The following is a 21012-nucleotide window of genomic DNA, read 5'->3' on the forward strand; positions in this document are numbered from 1 at the left end:
TAAGGTTTTAAAAATAGATGTCCAAGAAATTTTTTTTTCATTCACACAATGATAGATAAACTCTTAGAAGCTGAATTTTCTTTTAATCAGCCCGAAGTTAAAACGTTGAATGGCTACGATAACGTCAATTATATAGTCAAGAATAATTCCACGAAATATATTTTTAAAACATATTCTTATGATAAAGAATTGTTTTCTATTCTTCAAGCAGAAAATGAATTACTTCTTCATCTTAAGGGTAAAGATGTAGATATGTTTCCTGACCCTATTCCGTTTACGGATGGTACTTTTATAAAAGTAATAGAGGTTGATGGGGTTAAAACTATTTGCCGGATGCTTTCGTTTCTAGATGGAAAGTTTTTAGGTGATGTTGAAGCTACAGAAGAACTATTTTATAGTTTAGGAAATTTTCTTGCTGAAATGAATCTTAAGTTTCAAAAATTTGATAGTTATGTCCTAAAAGCTAGACAATGGGAGTGGGATATTCAGTATGCGCACTTGAACAAGAAATATCTAAATGATATCGTTGATCCGCATAATCGAAATGTAGTTCGTTATTTTTTTCAACAATTTGAAGAAAACGTAATTCCGTTACTACCAGAATTAAGAAAGCAGGTAATACATAATGATGCAAATGAATGGAATATCCTAACGGAAAAAGGAAAAGTTTCAGCAGTTATTGATTTTGGTGATTTGGCATATTCACAACTAATAAATGAATTGGCAATTGCAATTACTTATGCGTGTTATGATAAAGAAAATCCTTTGGATTGGATGCCTTTTATTTTAAAGGGATATCATAGCGTTTTTCCTTTAAAAGATAAAGAAATAAAAGCGCTGTATTATCTTATTGCTACTAGACTTTGTACTAGTGTATGTAACTCTGCGCATTCCCGAAAAATAAATCCAGAGAATATATATGCTACTGTAAGCGAAAAGTATGCTTGGCAAATGTTATATAAATGGATAAGAATTAATCCTATTAAGGCGGAGAATGTTTTTAGAAAAGCAATAGGTCTTTTACCTATTGAAAAACCCTTAACTACAGAAGAACAAGTAAAAAGAAGGTATGCCAATATAAGTCCTATCGTCAGTTTAAGTTATGAAGAACCTATCTCGATGAGTCGTTCCGCTTTTCAGTATATGTATGATACCGATGGGAATACCTTTTTGGATGCATATAATAATATTCCACATGTTGGACATTCACACCCAAGCGTAGTGCAAGCAGGACAGAAACAAATGGCGAGATTGAATACCAATACGAGGTATTTATATGATTTGCTACCTACTTATGCCGAAAAGTTATTGTCAAAATTTCCGGATTCACTTACTAAAGTATTTTTTGTAAACTCAGGAAGTGCAGCTAGTGATTTAGCAATGCGAATGGTATATGCTCATACGGGATATAAAAAAACAATGGTTATGGAACATGGGTATCACGGTAATACGCAGATTTCTATTGATATAAGTGATTATAAATTTAATAACCCAAAAGGTCAAGGACAGAAAGGAAATATTCTAAAAACTCCAATTCCTGATACGTATAGAGGGAAATATACTGGACAAAATGCAGGTGAGTTATATGCAGAAGATGCAGTGAAACAAATAGAAAATTCTAGTACTCCGATTGGGGCTTTTATAACAGAACCAGTTGTGGGGTGCGGAGGACAAGTACCTCTTGCTGCTGGATATCTAAAAAAAGTATATCCAGCAATTAGAAAACAAGGAGGAGTTTGTGTCAGTGATGAGGTGCAGACAGGTTTTGGACGTTTAGGAGACTATTTCTGGGGATATGAGTCACAGGATGTTGTTCCTGATATGGTGATTGTCGGTAAACCCATAGCTAATGGTCATCCAATGGGAGCGGTGATAACAACCAATGAAATAGCGGAATCTTTTAGCAAAGGAGTAGAGTTTTTTAGTTCTTTTGGGGGGAATCCTGTTTCTTGTGCAATTGGATTATCAGTCTTAGATGTTATAGAAGAAGAGAAATTACAGCATAATGCTAAACAAGTAGGAGATTACTATAAATTTCTACTATGCGAACTTCAAAATAAATATGATTGCATTGGAGATGTAAGAGGGTCAGGATTGTTTTTAGGTATAGAAATTATAAAAGCAGAAAATAGCGAAACGAATAAGACATTAGCACATCATATTAAGAACGAACTGCGAAATAAGTTTATACTAATTAGTACAGATGGACCAGATGATAGTGTCTTGAAAACGAAACCTCCTTTGTGTTTTACTAAAGAAAATGCAAAAGAAGTAGTAGATACTATCGATGAAATATTAGAAAGGTATTATGATAAAAATTAGAAAGTGCTAAAAGTTATTTTTATAGAATTTCAGAATTTTAAGTTTAAAGTTTTTGTAATTATTCTTTTGATTGTAAGCGGATGTAAACAACCAAAAAAAAATGTGATTACAATTGCTGCTGCGGCTAATATGCAATATGCAATTGAGGAGATTTCTAATGCATTTACAGAAAAAACAGGAGTACTTTGTGAATTAGTAATTAGTTCTTCAGGAAAATTGACAGCGCAAATAATAGAAGGCGCTCCCTATGATATTTTTGTTTCTGCAAATATGAAATACCCAAATGAAATTTATGAGAATAAATTAGCCCTTGAAGCTCCCAAAGTTTATGCCCATGGACAATTAGTGTTATGGTCTATGGATCAAGAATTAGTACCTTCATTGGAGATGTTAACTGATAGCCGTGTTGTTCACATTGCCATAGCAAACCCTAGAACAGCACCATATGGTCAATCCGCGGTAGAGGTGCTAAACAAAAATAACATATATGATGCTGTAGCAGACAAATTGGTTTATGGAGAAAGTATTTCTCAAACGAACCAATTTATTATTTCTAAATCTTCCGAAATTGGTTTTACCGCAATGTCGGTAGTGTTATCTAAAAAGATAAAAGATAAAGGTCGATGGATTCCTATTGATAAAAAAGAGTACACTCCAATCGAACAAGGAGTCGTTTTGATTAAAAGAGAAATTCAAGATTCTACAAACAGTAGAAAATTTTATGAGTTTCTTTTTTCTAAAGATGCTAGAGAAATACTAGAAGATTTCGGATATTTAGTAGCTGAATAATGAATGTTTTCTCGGGGCATATATCAGATATACAGGTAAGCAAAAATTTATCGATGGTTTCTATTGAAATAAATGAGCATACAAAGCTCAAAACTATTTTAGTTGAAACTCCTGATACTGCTTCTTATCTGCACAAAGGGAACTCAGTAAAGTTATTGTTTAAAGAAACCGAAGTAATCATTAGTAAAGATGATTCATCTTTAATTAGCATTCAAAATAAAATTCCCGCGACAATAAAAAAGTGTGACAGTGGAGTTTTATTAAGTAAGATAGTTTTACATACAGCAATAGGAGATATTGTCGCCATAATTACTACAGAAATTTTAAATGAACTCGAGTTGAAAGAAAATTTAGCAGTAATTGTGATGATTAAGGCAAACGAAATAATGCTTTCTAAATGATAGATTGGGCACCAATCATACTAACTACTAAACTTGCATTAGTAACGACAGTTGTTTTGCTAGTAATTTCAATTCCATTGGCCTATTGGTTAGCATATTCTAAATCAAGGATTAAACCGATTGTAGAAACTCTAGTAAGTATGCCGTTGGTATTGCCGCCGACTGTATTAGGGTTTTATCTATTAATGGTATTTAGTCCGGGAAACAGTTTTGGTAGTTGGCTACAAGATGTTTTTGGAATTCGATTAATTTTTTCATTTTCAGGATTAGTGATAGGATCAGTTATTTATAGCCTTCCTTTTATGGTTGGACCTATTCAATCTGGTTTATCTGGTTTACCTAGTTCTCTACAGGAGGCTTCCTATGTGTTAGGTAAATCTAAAATGAAAACACTTATTAGTGTTTTATTACCAAATATAAAACCTTCTATATTAACAGGGATTGTATTGGCTTTTGCTCATACTGTTGGTGAATTTGGGGTTGTTCTAATGATTGGGGGTAATATTCCTGATAAAACGAAAGTGGTTTCAATAGCAATATATGACGAAGTTGAAGCATTAAATTATAGCGGTGCAAATATGTATTCATTGCTATTGTTTATAGTAACCTTTGTGATTTTATTATTGGTGTATTTAATTAACGGAGGATATTTAAAACGGTTTTGGAAATGATAGAAGTTACCATTGATAAGAAGCTCCAAACGGCTGAAGGAAATATGAAGCTTGATATTCGATTGAGTATAGAGAAAGGGCAATTGGTTACTTTATATGGGGCTTCTGGAGCAGGAAAGACATCAATTCTTAGAATCATCGCTGGGTTGCTTTCGGCAGATAGTGGACAGATTGTAGTAGACGGTACATATTGGTTAGATGATAATAGAAAGATCAGTTTTAGTCCTCAACAACGTAGAATTGGATATGTTTTTCAAGATTATGCCTTATTTCCAAATATGACAGTGCAAGAAAATCTAGAATTTGCCTTAGGAAAAGGTCAAGACAAAAGTGTTATTGAAGAATTGATTTCTATAGTAGCTTTGGATAAACTTAAGAATAGAAAACCAAATACGTTATCAGGAGGTCAACAGCAAAGAGTGGCATTGGCTCGGGCATTGGTTCGCAAACCAAAGGTTTTATTGTTGGATGAACCCTTGTCTGCGCTTGATATAAAAATGCGTAGCAAATTGCAGGATTATATACTAAAAGTACATCGAGAATATGAGCTAACCACAATTTTGGTAAGTCACGATATTGGAGAAATTATTAAGATGTCTGATAAAGTATATTGTCTTGAAGATGGTAAGATAACTAAAGTAGGAGATTCGTTATCCGTTTTTACGGATAATCAACTAAGTGGTAAATATCAGTTTTCAGGAGAAGTGATTAACATAGAATCGGAAGATGTTGTATTCATAGTTACAGTTCTTATTGGTAATAATGTAGTTAAGGTCATCGCACAGGAATCGGAAATTAGTAGTCTAACTATTGGAGATAAAGTTGTTGTAGCTTCTAAAGCTTTTAATCCTGTACTTATAAAAATTTAAGAATCTATGAAAGTTGAAAAAGTAAGTTTACCTAAGACTTCATTACTACTTAAAAACAAGTATGATTATTCTGACAGTTTTAAAAGTGAGTTTACGGATAAAGAGGATGTCGTAGATATCTTAGTAATCACTAAATCCTTTTTTTCTACTTCTCCTAAATGGATTGAAAAACTATTTGTGTTAAGAAATCAGATAGTTGCAGTTTTTGGACTTAAAACTGGAGATAGCCTGGATAAGAGAAAAGAAACATTAAATAATTTTAAAGGAGAGATCGGAGATAAAATAGGGATTTTTAAAGTATTTGATAAATCGGAGAATGAAATTATTCTGGGAGAAGACGATACGCATCTTAATTTTAGAGTTTCTCTACTCTTAAATTCAAAACCTAATTCGAGTAAAAATCTTACTATTTCGACAATTGTAAATTTTAATAATTGGTTTGGGAAATTGTATTTTTTACCTGTAAAACCATTTCATAAACTCATTGTTCCAACCATGCTTAAAAGTACTATTAGAGGATCAATTGCTCCGAGTCAGTAATAGAATTACCTTTATAAACTAGTTTCCATCCTAAGGAATTGGTAAGAATGTAAATCTTTTGTAGCTCACTAATTAAACGATTTTCTGCATTAGATTTTAGTGTAGAGGCTTCTATCTTTTTGTTAAGCTGTCTCGTAACTTCTTTTTGTATGAGGTTATGATCTTCAGGACTGAATTGATTAAAAAAATCTTCTTCTAGATCGTGATATTTTATGTTGGGATTGATGTTAATCTCAGCTTCAGGGATACTGGTAATTGTAAGTGTCTTATTAGTTTGATCGATTTGGTGTTTGATCTTGCTTAAGTCATAGGAAACGGTAACACCAGCATTTACCACAACAATAGCCTTTTTTTCAGCAGTTAAAATATCCAAGTAATATTTTTTGGCATCTTTATAGGTAATAACTTCGGAGAAATGCCCTTCGGTAACAACTAATTTCCCAACATTTTTTATCTGGTCAAGTATAAGATCAGAAGACTCTAATTCAGTTTTTTGGGATGTAGCTTGATTGATAAAATAACTAATGCCAACTGCTATGAATGCAGCAATTAAGGCACCAAGAAGAAAATTACGCATATTTTTATAAGTCAGGTTTTTTATAAAAATACATAAAAAAATAGCCTCTCCATGATAGAAAGGCTATTATGATATCAATAAGGATAAAATGATTATTTAAATTCTGGAGGGTATTTCTCTAGTATTGCAGATACAATTTGATTCATTTTTTCCTGTTTTTTGTCTACTTTTTCGGTTAAGGCTGCTGTTCCCATTCCTTGCCAAATTAATTCATTTTTTGAAGCATCAATAAGATCTATATATAATGTTCCTTCTGTCGTTCTAGATACAGTATTAAAACCGCTGTTCCAAAACCAAGGATTCCAGCCCCAGCCGTAACCAAATCCAAAATTATTTTGATAAATATTTACGTTTTCCTTTGTTTTTGTAAAGATGCTAACCAATACATCCGGGTTTTCAGATTTTGTAAAACCTTTAGCGGTCATATCAGATTCAATAGCTCTTAAAATGCGTTTTTTGTCTAGGTCACTGATTTCAGCTTTATCTATACCTGGTTTAAAAAAGGCATAGCTTTTGTAACCATTAAAATTAGTTTGCTTATCATAATCAGATGCTACTCTAACAGTAGAGCAAGAACCAAGTGTAATGATAAGGATCAGTGATAAAAGAGAGAAAAATTTCATAATCCTGTGTATTAAATGTTCAACAATATTTTTTTAAAAATATGCACAACAATCGTACCATGAGTAAGATAGAGTTACTCTTTAGTGTACTTATTTGTTTTTTTGTCATAGCCATAGGGACAATGCCTACAACCGCTCTCGCAACAATAACCTCTTTTTAAATGGTATTGTTCCGTAAAACATCGGTACCCTTCTGGAGTAAGATAATAGTCTCCTTCTTCGGGTTTTAGTATTCTTTTTGGATTGCTCATCGATACAAAAATACTATCTTGCGCTAAGATGCCAATTGTAGTTAACAAATATTTGATAGGTCGTCATTTTGTGGGAATCGCACTTTGGCCTTTTATTGTGGTTAAAAATCACCATTTAAAGGAAGATGCAGTTTTTATAAATCATGAGAAGATTCATCTAAAACAGCAGTTGGAGTTGTTGGTATTACCATTTTACTTCTTGTATCTAATAGAGTATATTGTCCGATTACTTCAGTATAAAAATTCTAGAGAAGCTTACCGTAATATTTCTTTTGAAAGAGAAGCGTATGAAATGGAAGCTGAGCTTTCTTATCTAAAAAACCGAAAACTCTGGAGTTTTACTAAATACTTATAATACCCTATGAATTTTTTTTCTTCGGTAGTAAGAGAATCAAAAAATGAAGAAATAGTGCATCCTATTTTAAAACAAGCAGGAGTGTCTATTCACATAAAAAGAGAAGATCTTATTCATGATCATATTTCGGGAAATAAATTCAGAAAACTTAAATACAATCTTTTAGAGGCTAAAAAAAAGGGTTTTAATAGGATACTTACGTTTGGTGGAGCTTATAGTAACCATATTTCTGCTACTGCAGCTGCAGGTAAATTAGTGGGGTTAGATACAGTTGGGGTTATTAGAGGAGAAGAATTAGCAAAAAATTTATCACATACGCTATCGCAGAATGATACCTTACGTTTAGCATCACATAATGGTATGCGACTAAAGTTTGTTAGCAGAAAAGATTACAAAGAAAAAACATCAGAACCATTTTTGGAAATGTTGAAAAAAGAATTTGGCTCTTTTTACTCTGTTCCAGAAGGAGGTACAAATGAGTTAGCAATAGAAGGGTGTAAAGAAATTTTAACTGGTAAGGATGAGATATTCGATTATGTATGTTGTGCGGTGGGAACCGGAGGAACTATCTCTGGGATTATCAATGCTAGCCTCGAGCATCAGAACATTATTGGATTTCCTGCGTTAAAAGGAGATTTCCTTTCTGATGAAATTAAAAAATACACTCATAAAACAAATTGGAGTTTAACAGAAGAGTATCATTTTGGGGGATATGGTAAAATAAATCTATCATTAATTGAGTTTATTAATAGATTTTACAAAGAACAAAATATTGCTTTGGATCCAATCTATACAGGAAAGATGATGTATGGCCTTTTTGATAAAATACAGAAAGGGTTTTTTACAAAAAATACTCGTATTTTAGCCATTCATACTGGAGGGTTGCAAGGTATTTCGGGTATGAATAAGAAGCTAGGTAAAAAGAAGCTTCCGCTTATTAGAATTTGATATGAACGTGAGGAGAATTATAACGTTGTTTTGTATAGCTACATTCATTGTTTCTTGTGGAGGTAGTAAAAAAGCAACTACTTCTAGAAGAACCAAAACTGCTTCTAGAAAAACTGAAGTAAAAAGAGAGGTAAAAGAGGTTAAAGAAGAGGTAGTTAAACCGAAAAAACCACTTACTACAGTTTCTTACAAAGAAAAAGTTCAGAATTATATATTTGAGTATGTAGGTATTGCCAAGCACGAGATGATTCAGTACGGTATTCCTGCAAGTATAACATTGGCTCAGGGAATTTTAGAATCAGGTGCTGGTTACGGAGATCTTACCAGTAAGGCAAAAAATCATTTTGGGATTAAATGCCATGATTGGACAGGTGATAGAGTGTATCACGATGATGATCGATCCCAGGAGTGTTTTAGAAAATATGATGAAGCAAGTCACTCTTTCAGAGATCATTCTTTGTTTTTAAAGAATAGAAAACGCTATGCAAAACTCTTCACCTACAAGCAAGATGATTATAAATCTTGGGCATATGGATTACGTGCTGCTGGTTATGCAACAGATAAGAAATATCCGGTTAAACTTATAAGTATTATAGAGCGGTATGAATTGGATAAATACGATGCAGAGGTTTTAGGAAAATTGTATACTGTAACAGAGAAGAAGAAACCTAATGTTAGAACAACTACTAAATCGAAAAATGGAGAATATGTCGTGCAAAAAGGAGATACATTATATTCCATATCGAGAAGGTACAATTTAAAAGTTACAGAGTTAAAAGCATATAATAATTTAAAAGATAATGCAATCGCCATAGGGCAAGTGCTTAAAGTACAAGAACCTGATGATGATTCTGAAGAATTTTAATTCAATATGATTTATAAAAGAAGTAGCGCTCTATTTAGAGAGGCTCAAAAAGTAATTCCGGGTGGAGTTAACTCTCCTGTTCGCGCATTTAAAGCAGTTGGGGGAGATCCAATTTTTGTAAAAGAAGCAAAAGGAGCTTATTTGTATGATGAAGATGGTAATCGATTAATAGATTATATCAATTCTTGGGGGCCAATGATTCTTGGTCACGCGCATCCGCCAGTTGTAGATGCTGTAGTCGAAAAAGCTAAGAAAGGAACCAGTTTTGGAATGCCAACAGAAATTGAAACTAAGATTGCTGAGTTGGCGGTATCGATGGTTCCTAATATAGATAAAATACGTTTTGTGAATTCAGGAACAGAAGCTTGTATGAGTGCTGTTCGATTAGCAAGAGGATTTACCAAAAAAGATAAAATAATCAAATTTGCAGGTTGCTATCATGGCCATAGCGATTCTTTTTTGATTCAGGCAGGTAGCGGTGCAGTTACTTTTGGAAGTCCAAACAGTCCTGGAGTTACTGAAGGTACAGCAAAAGATACATTGCTTGCTAGATATAATGATCTAGGTAATGTTGAAGAAATTATTAATTCTAATAAGAATGAAATAGCGTGCATCATTATAGAACCGGTAGCTGGTAATATGGGATGTATTCCTCCAGTCAAAGGTTTTTTAGAGGGGTTAAGATCCCTTTGTGATGCTCATAATATTTTGTTGATTTTTGATGAGGTGATGACTGGGTTTAGATTAGCAAAAGGAGGAGTACAAGAATTGTATGGAATCAAAGCTGATATTGTAACTTTTGGTAAGGTAATTGGAGGAGGTCTTCCGGTAGGTGCTTTTGCTGCTAGAGAAGAAATAATGAATCACCTAGCACCTTTGGGACCAGTATATCAAGCAGGAACTTTAAGTGGTAATCCATTGGCAATGGCTGCTGGATTGGCAATGCTAACTGAGTTGCATGAAAATCCAAATATTTTTGATAGTATCGCAAAAAAGACTGAGTATTTACATGAAGGTATTGCTAAGGTATTAATAGAGAAAAATATAGTGCATACGATTAACAGAGTAGGCTCGATGATTTCTGTTCATTTTTCTGAGAATCCTGTAGTAGATTTTGAAAGTGCTGCAGAAGGTAATAATGATGCTTTCAAGAAATTCTTTCATGGAATGCTAAGCCAAGGTGTATATATCGCACCAAGTGCTTTCGAAACTTGGTTTATCACAGAGGCATTAACTTATGAAGATTTAGATACTACTATAAAAGCAGTCTCCGTTACAGCAGGTAGTTTATAAAAACAAAAAGCCGATCTAATCTAGATCGGCTTTTTGTTTTTATAAACGATGGATTAATCATTTATTTTTTAGGTTCCAGTATTAGTGAGATTCTTTCTGTTGCATCCTGTAAATGATAACGTGTCATTCTATCAGATGTTCTACCTATTGCACTATTAATATTTCTTTGTAAGTTTTTTAATTCTGCTCTAACAATAGGTCTGATGTCACTTTGTGAAACATCTACATTAGTACGTCGTACAAAACGTCTAAAGTTAGCAGGAATTGGAGTTTGCTCTTTTGTCATCAAAAACTCCAATCTTTCTAAGTATGCACGTTGTAAATTACGACGATATACATCAATTGATGCTCCCGTTCTTAACTCTTTCCAAATACCAGATCTCAATTCTGTCATCATATCTATTAACGAATATGCATTTCTTGCGTTTAGAGCTTCATTTTCAATTAACCGCGCCATTCTGCCTTGATCTAGTAAATTGTTTAATGTTCTAGTTTGAAATCCACGAACGCGCTCTACGCTACCTGCAGATTCTATTTTATTAAAAATGGTAGCATCTAATAACCAGTCTGGAGTAATAAATAACTGCTCTTGTAAGAACTTCATGGCACGTTTTTGATTTTCTTTAGTTACATGTGTATAAACAGCTCCTTCTTGATCATAGGTCTTGTAGTATTCGTATACACCACCAATATTAGAAGAAACATGTCCCATATATCTATTATATTGACTTAATACTTGTCCATACATAGTCTGTAAGTCGCTATAATTTTTACCGTCTTCTGCAGTCCATTTGATTAAATTAGGAATAATTCTTTTTAAGTTGGCAATACCATAAGTACTAGCTTTTACCGCATCATCACCAAGATCTTCTGTTTGTGAACTAGGATCAATTACTCCAAATTGTTGTCTCCCAAAACGATATTTAGGATCATCTGCGTGTTTTAATATCCAACTATCCAAAGTTTTTTTCTCTTCTTCCGCAGTTGTATTAAGAATTGGTCGGTATCCCCATTTGATAGAATATTTGTCATAGATTCCAATTTCTGGCATTAGCGCGACATCTCCATCACCTGGTTGCGCAATGTAATTAAAACGAGCGTAATCCATTATAGATGGTGCAGTTCCATATTTTTTAGTAAAAGCTGGGTCACGTAATGATTCCACTGGGTATGCAACACTACTTCCCATATTATGAGGCAATCCTAATGTATGACCTACCTCATGAGAAGATACGAATCGTATTAATCTACCCATAACTTCATCTTTAAAAGCTACGCCTTGTGCGTCTGGGTTGATTGCTGCAGTCTGTACAAAAAACCAGTTACGTAATAGAGTCATTACGTTATGATACCAGTTGATGTCACTTTCTAAAATTTCTCCGGATCTTGGATCACTTACATGTGGTCCATTTGCATTAGGTATAGGAGATGCTAAATAACGCACTACAGAGTAACGCGCATCTTCTGGACTCCAATCTGGATCTTCTTCTTTTGTTGGAGGATCTTTAGCAATAATGGCTTCTTTAAAACCAGCTTCTTCAAAGGCTACTTGCCAATCTTCAATACCTTGTTTAATATATTTCACCCATTTTTTAGGAGTAGCACGATCTATATAATAGACAATTTGTTTTTTAGGAATAACCAATTCACCTTTTTTGAATTTTTCAATATCTTCATCCCGAACTTCTAATCTCCATCGATCTAAATAGCGTATCGTTTTACTTTCTTGTGCTTCAAGTCCATAATCCGTTTGTCCTCGTGCAAACCAGCCAACTCGTTGGTCAAATATTCTACGTTTCATAGGTGTTTCTGGAAGTAAAATCATAGAATTACTCATTTCTAAAGAAATAGTTCCAGTACTTGCATTAGAAGGTGGTGCTCCGGCGTTGTATGTTTTTACGTGTCGCGTTTCTATATTAAGAGGATAACTTCTTATCGAGTCGATATAGGAAAGGCTAGCATCTAATCGAGTGATCTTAAATCGCTTTCTTCTTGAAGCTGGAAAACCAATGGCTTTCACATCTTTTTTAAATAAGTCTGTAACATCAATTACTGTGGCATTATTTACAGAATCTTTATGAAAAGCTTTTATTGGAAATGAAAATAGAACAGGTTCAAAGTTAGAATTTTCTACTGCTTCATGAATTGGTAAAGAATCTGCGGCATAAATCTGATGTGATACTACTCTTAGTAACACTTTTTTATTCTTTCTTTGCCATCTAAGTACCTGGGTGTTTTGTTTTCCACCACCAAAACCAATACCTGTAGCGGTTTTGGCAATTCTGGTTACCATCAACATCTCTCTGTTAAATAGTGAGTCCGGGATTTCATAAAAGTATTTGTCCTCTATGTTATGAACAGTGAAAAGTCCTGGGTCACTTTTAGCTTTTTTTGTAATAACCTCTTTATAAGGTTTAATAGCATTTTTGTCTTTGCTAGGTTTTTTAGCGGCTGCGGTAGCAGGCTTTTTATTTTTTTTGTTTTGTAATGAAGAGCAACTGGAAAACGTTACTGTAAATACCAATAAGAGGTATAGTGTATTTTTGAGCATGAGTTAATTTTTATCGGCCGAAGATAAAGAAATAACTATGTCGTAGTAGTGAAAGGAAAGTTAAAGCCTAAAATCAAGGCAATTAGTGTTCTGTAGATTGCCAATTTCTATTTCTTATAATTAGAATAATTGCACTACATTTAATCCTCAATTATAAAGTTGTTTATGCAGTACACTTTGATTCATCGTTTACTAAGAATGTTTTTGTATCTATTTGTTTGCATCTATGTTGTTTGGGTCGGAGTAGTTGTAGAACCAGATACGATGAGTTACGTTGGTCTTTCTTTAATAACACCGCCAGGATATGGAACTTTCTTATTTGTTTTTAGAAAATTGTTTGGAGAAGCTCATTATTACTATGTTATAGTATTTATTCAATTAATTTTAAGTTTTGTTTCTTGTTTGTATCTGGTTAAAACGATTAAAAAGGTTTTTGATTTAGATTATCGATTGATATTGTTGATCGAAGTGATGTTATTGGCTCCCGTGGTTATTCCGGAATATTTGACCGTAAATCGTATTGTTACGCAAGGATTAGCTTTTCCTTGTTTTTTGATGATTTCTTCATTTTTGATACAATATCTTTTCTTGAAAAGTAAAAGAGTAATAATGATGTTATTGCTAAGTATTTTTGTTGGATTGTTAATACGAACTCAGTTTTTCTTTATACTTCCAGTACTATTTTTAATATTGGTATATAGAGGGTATGTGAGTAAAAAAATTAAGCAATATTTGATTCCAATAGTATTTGTGTTGTTGATGCCGCTACTGGTTTCTGTGACACAGAAAACCTTTAATTATATAGTTCATGATAAATATATAAATATTTCTAGTACAGGACTTCAGGTAATGATTATGCCGTTTTTTGTAGCTGATCAAAGTGATTATAAAATTTATGAAAATCTTAAAATTCAGGAGTATTACAAGCATATGTATTCCTTAGCTTTTGAGCGTAAACTTTTGGATGATTTTTATAAGCCCGTAAATGATAATGTATTTCATCATTTTGATTATAATTTTGTGAATATATCTTATGGCATATTTTCAATTGAAGGTAGAAAGTTTTTAATGCCATCTAATCCAAATTCTCATGAAGCTTTGATCGAAAATGACAAGATGTTAATGAGTATGTGGCTACCGTTGTTGTTTGATAATTTTTGGAAATGTGTTGATCTCTTTTATAAAAATGTAGTGAATGCTTTTGGAGGATTTTACATGATATGGTTATCACTTTTATTATTGATAAGTTCACTTTATATTTGGATAAAACGAAAAGAAAAAATTGCTTTACTGGCTTTTGTATTCTTGTTACTGACATTTAGTAATGTGTTGTTAATTTGTATTGTGCAGCATAGTATTGGTCGATATTTAATATATCACCAATGGATGTTACCAGTATTGTTTGTGTTGTTATTAGATTTGATTATCAAACCAAAAAAGCATATTCAAATCGAAGATGAGTCTTTTTGAGATTGATGTACAACTTGCAGCGTAGTATCATATAAATCTAATTGTAATACTTTTGCCTTTAACCAAGCATAAAAACTCATCGCAAAAATATCCTCTCGATCCGGACTGTTCTGAATTAAAGAATGTTCTATTTTTAATATAAATTCGTCGGTTTTTATGGTATGGCTATTAAAATAGAAGCTGGTAGCTAAGGATAAAAATTCTAAAACTCTGTGTTCATTATTATTAATTAAATAAGAACGGTGCTTTTTTCTAAAACTTTTTATTCTAGAAGTCACTAAATCCAAATGATCTAACTCTATGTGTAATAGTATTTCCGTTAGATTTTTCTTTATAACCCAGATAATCCCTGCTTTTTCTGTGTACCAAACATCGCTATGATGCAATTCATTTAGAAGTCTTAGTGCTTCTTTGGAACGTGATTGTTGAAAATAAAAAACAATTAGCGTTAATTTTAAATCTAAGATATAAGTGGTTTGATCTTTAAAAAGCTTATAGTTAAAATTTTCTAAGGGTACTATGGCTTCCTTGGCTTTTCCAGTATAATTATCATTTAGTACCCTTAAGAGTGTGAGTTGAGGGAGAAATCTTTTGTAATATTTTTTCTTCTGTTTAAGCATCTGTACCTCCATTTTCTTTAGGTATTTGTAGGAGGTGGTAAAGTTTTTATTTCTGAAATAAGAATTAGCAACATAATAGAGAATCTGAATGTGGTAGAATAGATGCTTATCTGTAAGTTGTTCTTTTGATTCAATCTGTTGATATGTTTTTTCTACAAAAGAAAGGAGTGAATAGAAATTTCGAGTAACATTTGCTGCTCGATTGGTAATATCAAGAATCTTAAATAGTGATCGAAAAGTTAAATCATTAGTAATAGATATATCGAATTGATTTAAAGAGTTTTTAATAATCAACGATATATTATTACTGTTCTGTGTAAGCTCATTTTGAATGTTAGCATAAAAAAGATTTAGATTCTCCTCTTGTTGTAATAAAGTTTGATTTCTTTTAAAATCTTGTATTAAGGATGCTAAAGTTGTATTTGGATCTACATGTGCATATTGGATTTTTGTGTAATGTATCTCGTGTAATACACTAAAAAGATCAAATGTTTTGGCTTTTAGTTCTGCCTTTTTTATTGTCTTTAAGGCTATTTTGTATTGTTTTTGTTCAAAGAAAATTCTACTTGCCAGAAGCAGCTTAAAAATCTCCATTTCTTCAGAAGTTTCGGTTTCAAAACTTTTGGTAGCAATAAAATCAATAAGGCTATCATGTAATCTTTTGCAAAGCGCGTGATAAGCACCTTTAGCACTCTTTCCATATATTTTCACATCTAAATCTTTATGATTGGATGATGTGTCCAGAATCTTAAATAACTGAATGTTTTTGGTGTCGTTTCTTTTGTTTTTATGTTTTAGATAATTAATAAAACTCTTTTTTTCTTCAGTAGATAAAGTAGCTATTATAGAAGAAAGTGGATTCATTATATCGTAAGTATTTTAAAGATAATGCTCTTTTTTATAGATCTAATTTAAATAAAAATCACAATTATATCGTAAGTTTTTTGTAAAAATTGAGTTTTTAAACTCATCAAGTCATCGCAAATTTGTCCTGTTCAAAACAAATAATTGAAATAAAATTTAATCATCAAAATTAATTATTATGGATTACAAGTTTAGCAACGAAGTAACAGAAGAAATTGTAAATGATCATGTTGATAAAAATGAAGTCAAAACGTATGATCAAAAACCGACACCAGCTTTTATAGGAGCATCTTGGGTAGCATTGTTTGCGGGTATGGTATCATTCTGTACTGGTTTATGGAATGCTGATATGTTATTAAATGAGAAAGGATATTACTTTACTATTTTACTATTCGGATTATTTTCTGCTGTATCCGTTCAGAAAAATGTGCGTGATAAATTAGAGGGGTTACAGGTAACAGAGATCTATTATGGAATTAGTTGGTTTGCAGCGTTAGCATCTATTGTTTTATTAATTATAGGATTGTGGAATGCAGATCTAGATCTGAGTGAAAAGGGCTTCTACGGAATGTCATTTACGCTAAGTTTATTTGCAGCGATTGCGGTACAGAAAAATACAAGAGATAAAAAATTCATTGAGGCAAAAGAAGTGTAATTGGAGAGTAAATCAAAAGGAGGGACTACAATATTGTAGTTCCTTGTTTTGATGATTAGAAAAGGCAGCTACGGCTGTAGCTGCCTTTTTTTAGTATAGTTCGATAATGAATTAATAAGTTAGAAATGTATAAAAATATAGTAAAAGGAATTGTGTGTTTAATGTCAATAGCAGTTTTTTCACAAGATAAAGGGACCGCTATATACTTAAAAGGGAATGAAAATTTTAAAAAGGGGAAGTATAAGAAAGCGATAAAAAATTATACTCAGTTAATTGAAAAAATTGATGTAGATCTTGTTAAGAAAACGGGATATATTAATAGGGGATTATCAAGAGATAAGTTAAAGGAATATGATCTTGCTATTCTCGATTTTACAGAGGCTATAAAACTTGATAGTACCGATATGGCTTCTTTTGTTGATAGAGGGTTGTCTAAAATGCATGCAGGATATCTAGATCAAGCCAAAGAAGATTACAAGTATGTTATTGATAAAAATAGTAATAGTAAAATGATGGAAGCATCAATTTATTGGACAGCGAGAATTAACTATTCCCAGGGAAAATATCAAGAAGTGATTAAGAACTGTGATGAATACTTTAAAGTTAATTCTACGGACCCTGAGCTTTATTTTATTAGAGGAACTGCCAATGATATACTTGGAAATTTTGAGCAATCAATTATAGATTATACAAACGCGATAGAATTTTACCCAAATTATTTTCAGGCATATGCGAATAGGGGTACTGCTAAGATTAATTTGTTAACCGGGAACGGCAATATTCAGCCTTCAAAAGAAGAAACAAAAAGTGCTTGTGAGGATTTAAAGAAAGCCAGAGACTTAGGTGATACTTCTATTGAAGACCTGATTTATATTTATTGTAAAAAGAAATAGAGTAAAGAATAAGTTATTTTCATCGATTCATAATGCAGAACTCCAAACAGAATTTAAAGAATAAACCAACTTTGTTTTTTATGATAGGGATTATTGTTTTTGCCCTAGGAATACCTTCTGGAATTTATGGACTAACTCTTAATGGCGGTGCTAGTTTAGGAGGAGTATTAATTTTAAGTGGAGTTATTCTTTTTATTCCTTTTTTTATAATCGATCGAATTTTGGTAAAGCAGATAAAGCCTCTCAAGCTTTCAATTTTAGAATTAATCTTTAGTTTAATTATTCTACTCTGTTATAATATTCAACAGATTAGTATCTAAGTAATAAGGTCATTTTGAGGGAGGTAATTTTTTTATAAAATTAATTATTCCTTTTAAATAATTACAACTTTTTAATCATCAAAATATGAGTTCAAAATTTAATAAAGAATTAAAAGAATTGGTCAGTGATCAAGTGATTTCGTCAGAAATTGCAGATAAGATATCTCAATATTATGGTCAGAAAGAAGGAACTAAACCTAACAAACTGTTTACCATATTTGGGGTTTTTGGTGCATTACTAATTGGGGCGGGTATTATTTTAATGTTAGCTCATAATTGGGATGATTTTTCTAGGCTAACAAAAACTATACTGGCATTTGTTCCTTTAGTTATTGGTCAGTCTATTGTTGGTTTTTCTATTTTAAAAAATAAAAGTAGCACTTGGAAAGAGGCTTCAGGAACTTTCCTGTTTTTTGCAGTAGGAGCTAGTATTTCTTTAGTAAGCCAGATTTATAATATATCAGGTGATCTAGGTTCGTTTCTAAAAACTTGGACTATACTATGTCTTCCATTAATTTACTTGCTTAGATCCCATGCGGTAACACTTCTAGTAATTTTATCAGGTACATATTATGTAGCTGAGGTTGGTATATGGAATTATAGAAACTACAGTGTTCCTTGGTGGTATTTTATTTTTATGTTGGGAATCATACCACACTATTGGCTACAGATCAAGAATAATATATCAAGTAATGCAACGACAATTTTTAATTGGATTATTCCTTTAAGTGTTACTATAGGTTTAGGGGCTTTTATTAGAGGTAATGAGGAGTTGGGTTTTGTGATGTATGTGACTCTTTTTGGGGTTTTCTATAATATTGGTAGATTATCAATATTCAAAGAATTAAGGACACTTAGAAATGGATTCTTAATAATAGGTTCTTTGGGGACTATCATTTTACTAATGATATTTACATTTAAATGGACCTGGAAAGAGATGTATGATACAACTATGTATCAAGCACAAGAATTCTATGTTTCATTATTTTTAGTAGGTATAGCAATTTCCACCTTGGGATATATTGTCGTCAAAAAAGGTGTTAGATCTATAAACCTATTTCAAATTTCATTTCTAATATTCTGGGGATTATTCTTCTTGCTTTCTGGTGCAGAAGTAATTCCTATGATTTTAACTAATATATTGGTTTTTGCTTTAGGGATTACAGCAATTAAGATTGGAACGGATAAGTTTAATTTCGGAATCCTTAACTATGGACTATTGATTGTTTCTATACTTATTATTTGTAGGTTTTTTGATACAGATATGAGTTTTATTATAAAAGGTTTACTATTTGTGATTGTAGGGGTAGGTTTTTTCCTTACCAATTATATGATGCTAAAAAAACAACAGAAAAATTCTAATTTATAAAAATTAAACCTATGAAAATCATTTATTTATTTATCCTATTTATTGTGATTGCATTGGCGCAGATTTTTGTTCCAATTCATATGATTGTAAATAATGAGGATGTATTAATTTCAGGAACAGAGTATAAATTTAAAACAAGACCTGTTGATCCTACAGATCCTTTTAGAGGAAAGTATATCACATTGCAATATGAGATGAATCACTTTGACACAAAAGATACTACCTATGTAGTAGGAGAAGAGATCTACGTGTATCTTAAGAATGATAATGAAGGATTTGCTGAGGCCTCACAGATAAGTAAAGTACCTGTAAAAACTGAAAAAGATTATGTGACCGCTAGAGTAACATATTATTATAATGGTCAAGTGAATTTTCAACTTCCATTCAATACTTATTATATGGAAGAAACAAAAGCATATGATGCGGAGGTGGCCTATGTAGAGGCAAATAGAGATAGCTTATCTAATAATATATATGCTTTAGTGTATATCAAAGATGATCATGTGGTTCTTAAAGATGTTTTGATAGATGATATACCTATAAAAGAATATGTAGAAAAATAAAATATAGGAATTAGATTAAACCTTTCTTCATAATCTGGGTCATATTAATGAAAAACATTAAAAGAAGATTATTATGAAGACATTATTGAAAACATTAGTAATTGGCATTATGTTATTTACATTAACTGCCTCTTGTGCAACTACGTTAAAAGTTAGTCCAGCGAATAATGTAGTGGTGACTAAGGTTCATAAGCCTAGAGTTGTAGTACATAAAAATGTAAGGTATTATAGAAATAATGGTGTCTGGTATGTAAAAAAGAATAGAAGATATGTGAAAGTTACAGCTCCAGTTGGTGTGCGTGTAAGTACTTTGCCTACTGGATATAGAATTGTTAAGGTAAGAGGTGTGCGGTACTATAAGCATAAAGGAGTATTCTACAAAAAATCGGGAAGAACTTTTGTAGTAGTAAATGTGTAATAAGTTTTAGATTGAGTTGGTTAGTTTAGTTAAGAAAATTCCTTGAGGTTTAATAAAAAAATCTCAAGGTTTTTTATTACCAAGCTTCTTCAATCTTTATACGCTTTCCGTTTTGGTAAGAAGCAATAAACGCACCTCTAAAACCTAGGCCAACTAATTCTCTGCGGAATTTTTTAGCTTCAGCTAAAGAAGCAAAATTACCCAGCGCATATTTATTAAAACTTCCTGCTTTGATTTGTTTAAAGTTCACAAACTTATCCGAGTATAATGATAAATCTTTTTCTTCAAAAGCCCCGATCTGAACTGCATAAACAAGCTCTCCTTGTAAAGATGCTTTTTCTTGCTGTTCACCAGTATTACTATTTGCTGCATTGATCTCTTGATCCATGGATAAATTCTTAATAGTTTCTTCGAGTTCGGCAATCTTATTTTTAAGTATGTCGGATTTCGCTTTAGATTCACTTTTAGCAATTAGGTTGTCAGGAGTATTGAATTTCATGAAATAGATGGTTCCTGCAACTCCTAAAAGGGCAATAATTCCTAAAATTATTGTAGCAATTTTAAATTTTCTACTATTTTCTTGTTCTTCTCTAAGAGCTTTGGTATGAGTATAGTTAGTAGCTCTCTTTTCTTCTTTAGCATTGTCGATTTGAACTTGAAAATCCAGTAGTTCATCATCACTGATATAAGGCATGAGTTGTGGTTTTAATGTGTTCAAATATAGTTGATTATTGTTTTACCCAAAAATTAAATTACTGATAAACCGTAATCACTGCTTTAACAGT

At 32.1% G+C, this 21012-nt stretch carries 23 protein-coding genes; 17 read left to right on the forward strand and 6 right to left on the reverse strand.

The window, feature by feature from the left end:
• The first annotated feature begins 48 nt into the window (after positions 1–48).
• The 6 genes from H526_RS0124380 to H526_RS0124405 are packed head-to-tail and all read left to right on the forward strand — an operon-like array spanning position 49 to position 5592.
• Positions 49–2322, forward strand: coding sequence for an aminotransferase class III-fold pyridoxal phosphate-dependent enzyme (locus tag H526_RS0124380; protein ID WP_027395344.1), 2274 nt, complete (start codon positions 49–51; stop codon positions 2320–2322).
• Between the two features lie 3 nt (positions 2323–2325).
• The gene (gene modA, locus H526_RS0124385; RefSeq protein WP_245591234.1) at positions 2326–3111 is read left to right on the forward strand and encodes a molybdate ABC transporter substrate-binding protein; all 786 of its coding nucleotides are present in this window, start codon (positions 2326–2328) and stop codon (positions 3109–3111) included.
• Positions 3111–3512: a TOBE domain-containing protein gene (locus tag H526_RS0124390; RefSeq protein ID WP_027395346.1), complete on the forward strand. Its 402-nt coding sequence runs from the start codon at positions 3111–3113 to the stop codon at positions 3510–3512. The genes modA and H526_RS0124390 overlap by 1 nt, the downstream gene beginning before the upstream one ends.
• Complete coding sequence (gene modB / locus H526_RS0124395) at positions 3509–4183, forward strand: molybdate ABC transporter permease subunit (protein ID WP_027395347.1); 675 nt, start codon at positions 3509–3511, stop codon at positions 4181–4183. Before H526_RS0124390 ends, modB begins: the two co-directional genes overlap by 4 nt.
• Entirely contained in the window at positions 4180–5052 is an 873-nt protein-coding gene (locus tag H526_RS0124400) for a sulfate/molybdate ABC transporter ATP-binding protein (protein ID WP_027395348.1), read from the forward strand. The genes modB and H526_RS0124400 overlap by 4 nt, the downstream gene beginning before the upstream one ends.
• A gap of 6 nt (positions 5053–5058) precedes the next feature.
• Positions 5059–5592, forward strand: a complete 534-nt coding sequence (locus H526_RS0124405) for a DUF2867 domain-containing protein (RefSeq protein WP_027395349.1) — start codon at positions 5059–5061, stop codon at positions 5590–5592.
• Here H526_RS0124405 and H526_RS0124410 read toward each other — a convergent pair.
• The 3 genes from H526_RS0124410 to H526_RS32135 all read right to left on the reverse strand — a co-directional run bounded on the left by H526_RS0124410 (position 5564) and on the right by H526_RS32135 (position 7043).
• The gene (locus H526_RS0124410; RefSeq protein WP_027395350.1) at positions 5564–6169 is read right to left on the reverse strand and encodes a DUF4230 domain-containing protein; all 606 of its coding nucleotides are present in this window, start codon (positions 6167–6169) and stop codon (positions 5564–5566) included. The genes H526_RS0124405 and H526_RS0124410 overlap by 29 nt on opposite strands.
• A 92-nt stretch (positions 6170–6261) precedes the next feature.
• Positions 6262–6792, reverse strand: coding sequence for a DUF4136 domain-containing protein (locus H526_RS0124415; protein WP_027395351.1), 531 nt, complete (start codon positions 6790–6792; stop codon positions 6262–6264).
• Positions 6793–6866: 74 nt separating this feature from the next.
• Complete coding sequence (locus tag H526_RS32135; protein ID WP_158594409.1) at positions 6867–7043, reverse strand: C1orf53 family protein; 177 nt, start codon at positions 7041–7043, stop codon at positions 6867–6869.
• A 28-nt stretch (positions 7044–7071) separates the two neighbouring features.
• On the opposite strand from H526_RS32135, the gene H526_RS0124420 reads away from it, so the two are divergent.
• From H526_RS0124420 to hemL, 4 genes are read left to right on the forward strand one after another with little or no spacing between them, the layout of a single operon-like run.
• Entirely contained in the window at positions 7072–7398 is a 327-nt protein-coding gene (locus tag H526_RS0124420; RefSeq protein WP_027395352.1) for a hypothetical protein, read from the forward strand.
• 6 nt (positions 7399–7404) lie between these two features.
• Positions 7405–8346: a 1-aminocyclopropane-1-carboxylate deaminase/D-cysteine desulfhydrase gene (locus H526_RS0124425; protein ID WP_027395353.1), complete on the forward strand. Its 942-nt coding sequence runs from the start codon at positions 7405–7407 to the stop codon at positions 8344–8346.
• Position 8347: 1 nt separating this feature from the next.
• Positions 8348–9211 (forward strand): glucosaminidase domain-containing protein, encoded by an 864-nt coding sequence (locus H526_RS0124430; RefSeq protein WP_027395354.1) that lies wholly within the window; start codon positions 8348–8350, stop codon positions 9209–9211.
• Between the two features lie 6 nt (positions 9212–9217).
• Entirely contained in the window at positions 9218–10504 is a 1287-nt protein-coding gene (gene hemL, locus H526_RS0124435; protein WP_027395355.1) for a glutamate-1-semialdehyde 2,1-aminomutase, read from the forward strand.
• Positions 10505–10565: 61 nt separating this feature from the next.
• Here hemL and H526_RS0124440 read toward each other — a convergent pair whose 3' ends face one another.
• On the reverse strand, positions 10566–13055 hold the full coding sequence (locus H526_RS0124440) for a zinc-dependent metalloprotease (protein ID WP_027395356.1): 2490 nt from the start codon (positions 13053–13055) through the stop codon (positions 10566–10568).
• 165 nt (positions 13056–13220) lie between these two features.
• Between H526_RS0124440 and H526_RS0124445 the strand changes: the two genes are divergently transcribed.
• Entirely contained in the window at positions 13221–14525 is a 1305-nt protein-coding gene (locus tag H526_RS0124445) for a glycosyltransferase family protein (protein WP_155839772.1), read from the forward strand.
• Here the strand turns inward: H526_RS0124445 and H526_RS0124450 are convergent.
• The gene (locus tag H526_RS0124450; protein ID WP_027395358.1) at positions 14501–16009 is read right to left on the reverse strand and encodes a hypothetical protein; all 1509 of its coding nucleotides are present in this window, start codon (positions 16007–16009) and stop codon (positions 14501–14503) included. The genes H526_RS0124445 and H526_RS0124450 overlap by 25 nt on opposite strands.
• A gap of 178 nt (positions 16010–16187) precedes the next feature.
• On the opposite strand from H526_RS0124450, the gene yiaA reads away from it, so the two are divergent.
• The 6 genes from yiaA (at position 16188) to H526_RS0124480 (ending at position 20227) form a co-directional block, all read left to right on the forward strand.
• Positions 16188–16664 carry an inner membrane protein YiaA gene (gene yiaA, locus H526_RS0124455; RefSeq protein ID WP_027395359.1) on the forward strand — a complete coding sequence of 159 codons (477 nt, stop codon included), beginning with the start codon at positions 16188–16190 and terminating at the stop codon, positions 16662–16664.
• A 125-nt stretch (positions 16665–16789) separates the two neighbouring features.
• A complete protein-coding gene (locus H526_RS0124460) occupies positions 16790–17557 on the forward strand; it encodes a tetratricopeptide repeat protein (RefSeq protein WP_027395360.1) in 768 nt (255 codons plus the stop codon).
• A gap of 80 nt (positions 17558–17637) precedes the next feature.
• The gene (locus H526_RS0124465; RefSeq protein ID WP_035086358.1) at positions 17638–17877 is read left to right on the forward strand and encodes a hypothetical protein; all 240 of its coding nucleotides are present in this window, start codon (positions 17638–17640) and stop codon (positions 17875–17877) included.
• A gap of 85 nt (positions 17878–17962) precedes the next feature.
• Complete coding sequence (locus tag H526_RS0124470; RefSeq protein WP_027395362.1) at positions 17963–19246, forward strand: DUF2157 domain-containing protein; 1284 nt, start codon at positions 17963–17965, stop codon at positions 19244–19246.
• A gap of 11 nt (positions 19247–19257) precedes the next feature.
• Positions 19258–19809 (forward strand): GDYXXLXY domain-containing protein, encoded by a 552-nt coding sequence (locus tag H526_RS0124475; RefSeq protein ID WP_027395363.1) that lies wholly within the window; start codon positions 19258–19260, stop codon positions 19807–19809.
• Between the two features lie 73 nt (positions 19810–19882).
• Positions 19883–20227 carry a DUF6515 family protein gene (locus H526_RS0124480; RefSeq protein ID WP_035086359.1) on the forward strand — a complete coding sequence of 115 codons (345 nt, stop codon included), beginning with the start codon at positions 19883–19885 and terminating at the stop codon, positions 20225–20227.
• Between the two features lie 76 nt (positions 20228–20303).
• Here H526_RS0124480 and H526_RS31245 read toward each other — a convergent pair whose 3' ends face one another.
• Positions 20304–20921 (reverse strand): SPOR domain-containing protein, encoded by a 618-nt coding sequence (locus H526_RS31245; protein ID WP_051336320.1) that lies wholly within the window; start codon positions 20919–20921, stop codon positions 20304–20306.
• Positions 20922–21012 lie beyond the last annotated feature (91 nt).

The organism is Aquimarina latercula DSM 2041, assembly GCF_000430645.1.
In the GTDB taxonomy this organism is placed as follows: Bacteria; Bacteroidota; Bacteroidia; order Flavobacteriales; family Flavobacteriaceae; genus Aquimarina; species Aquimarina latercula.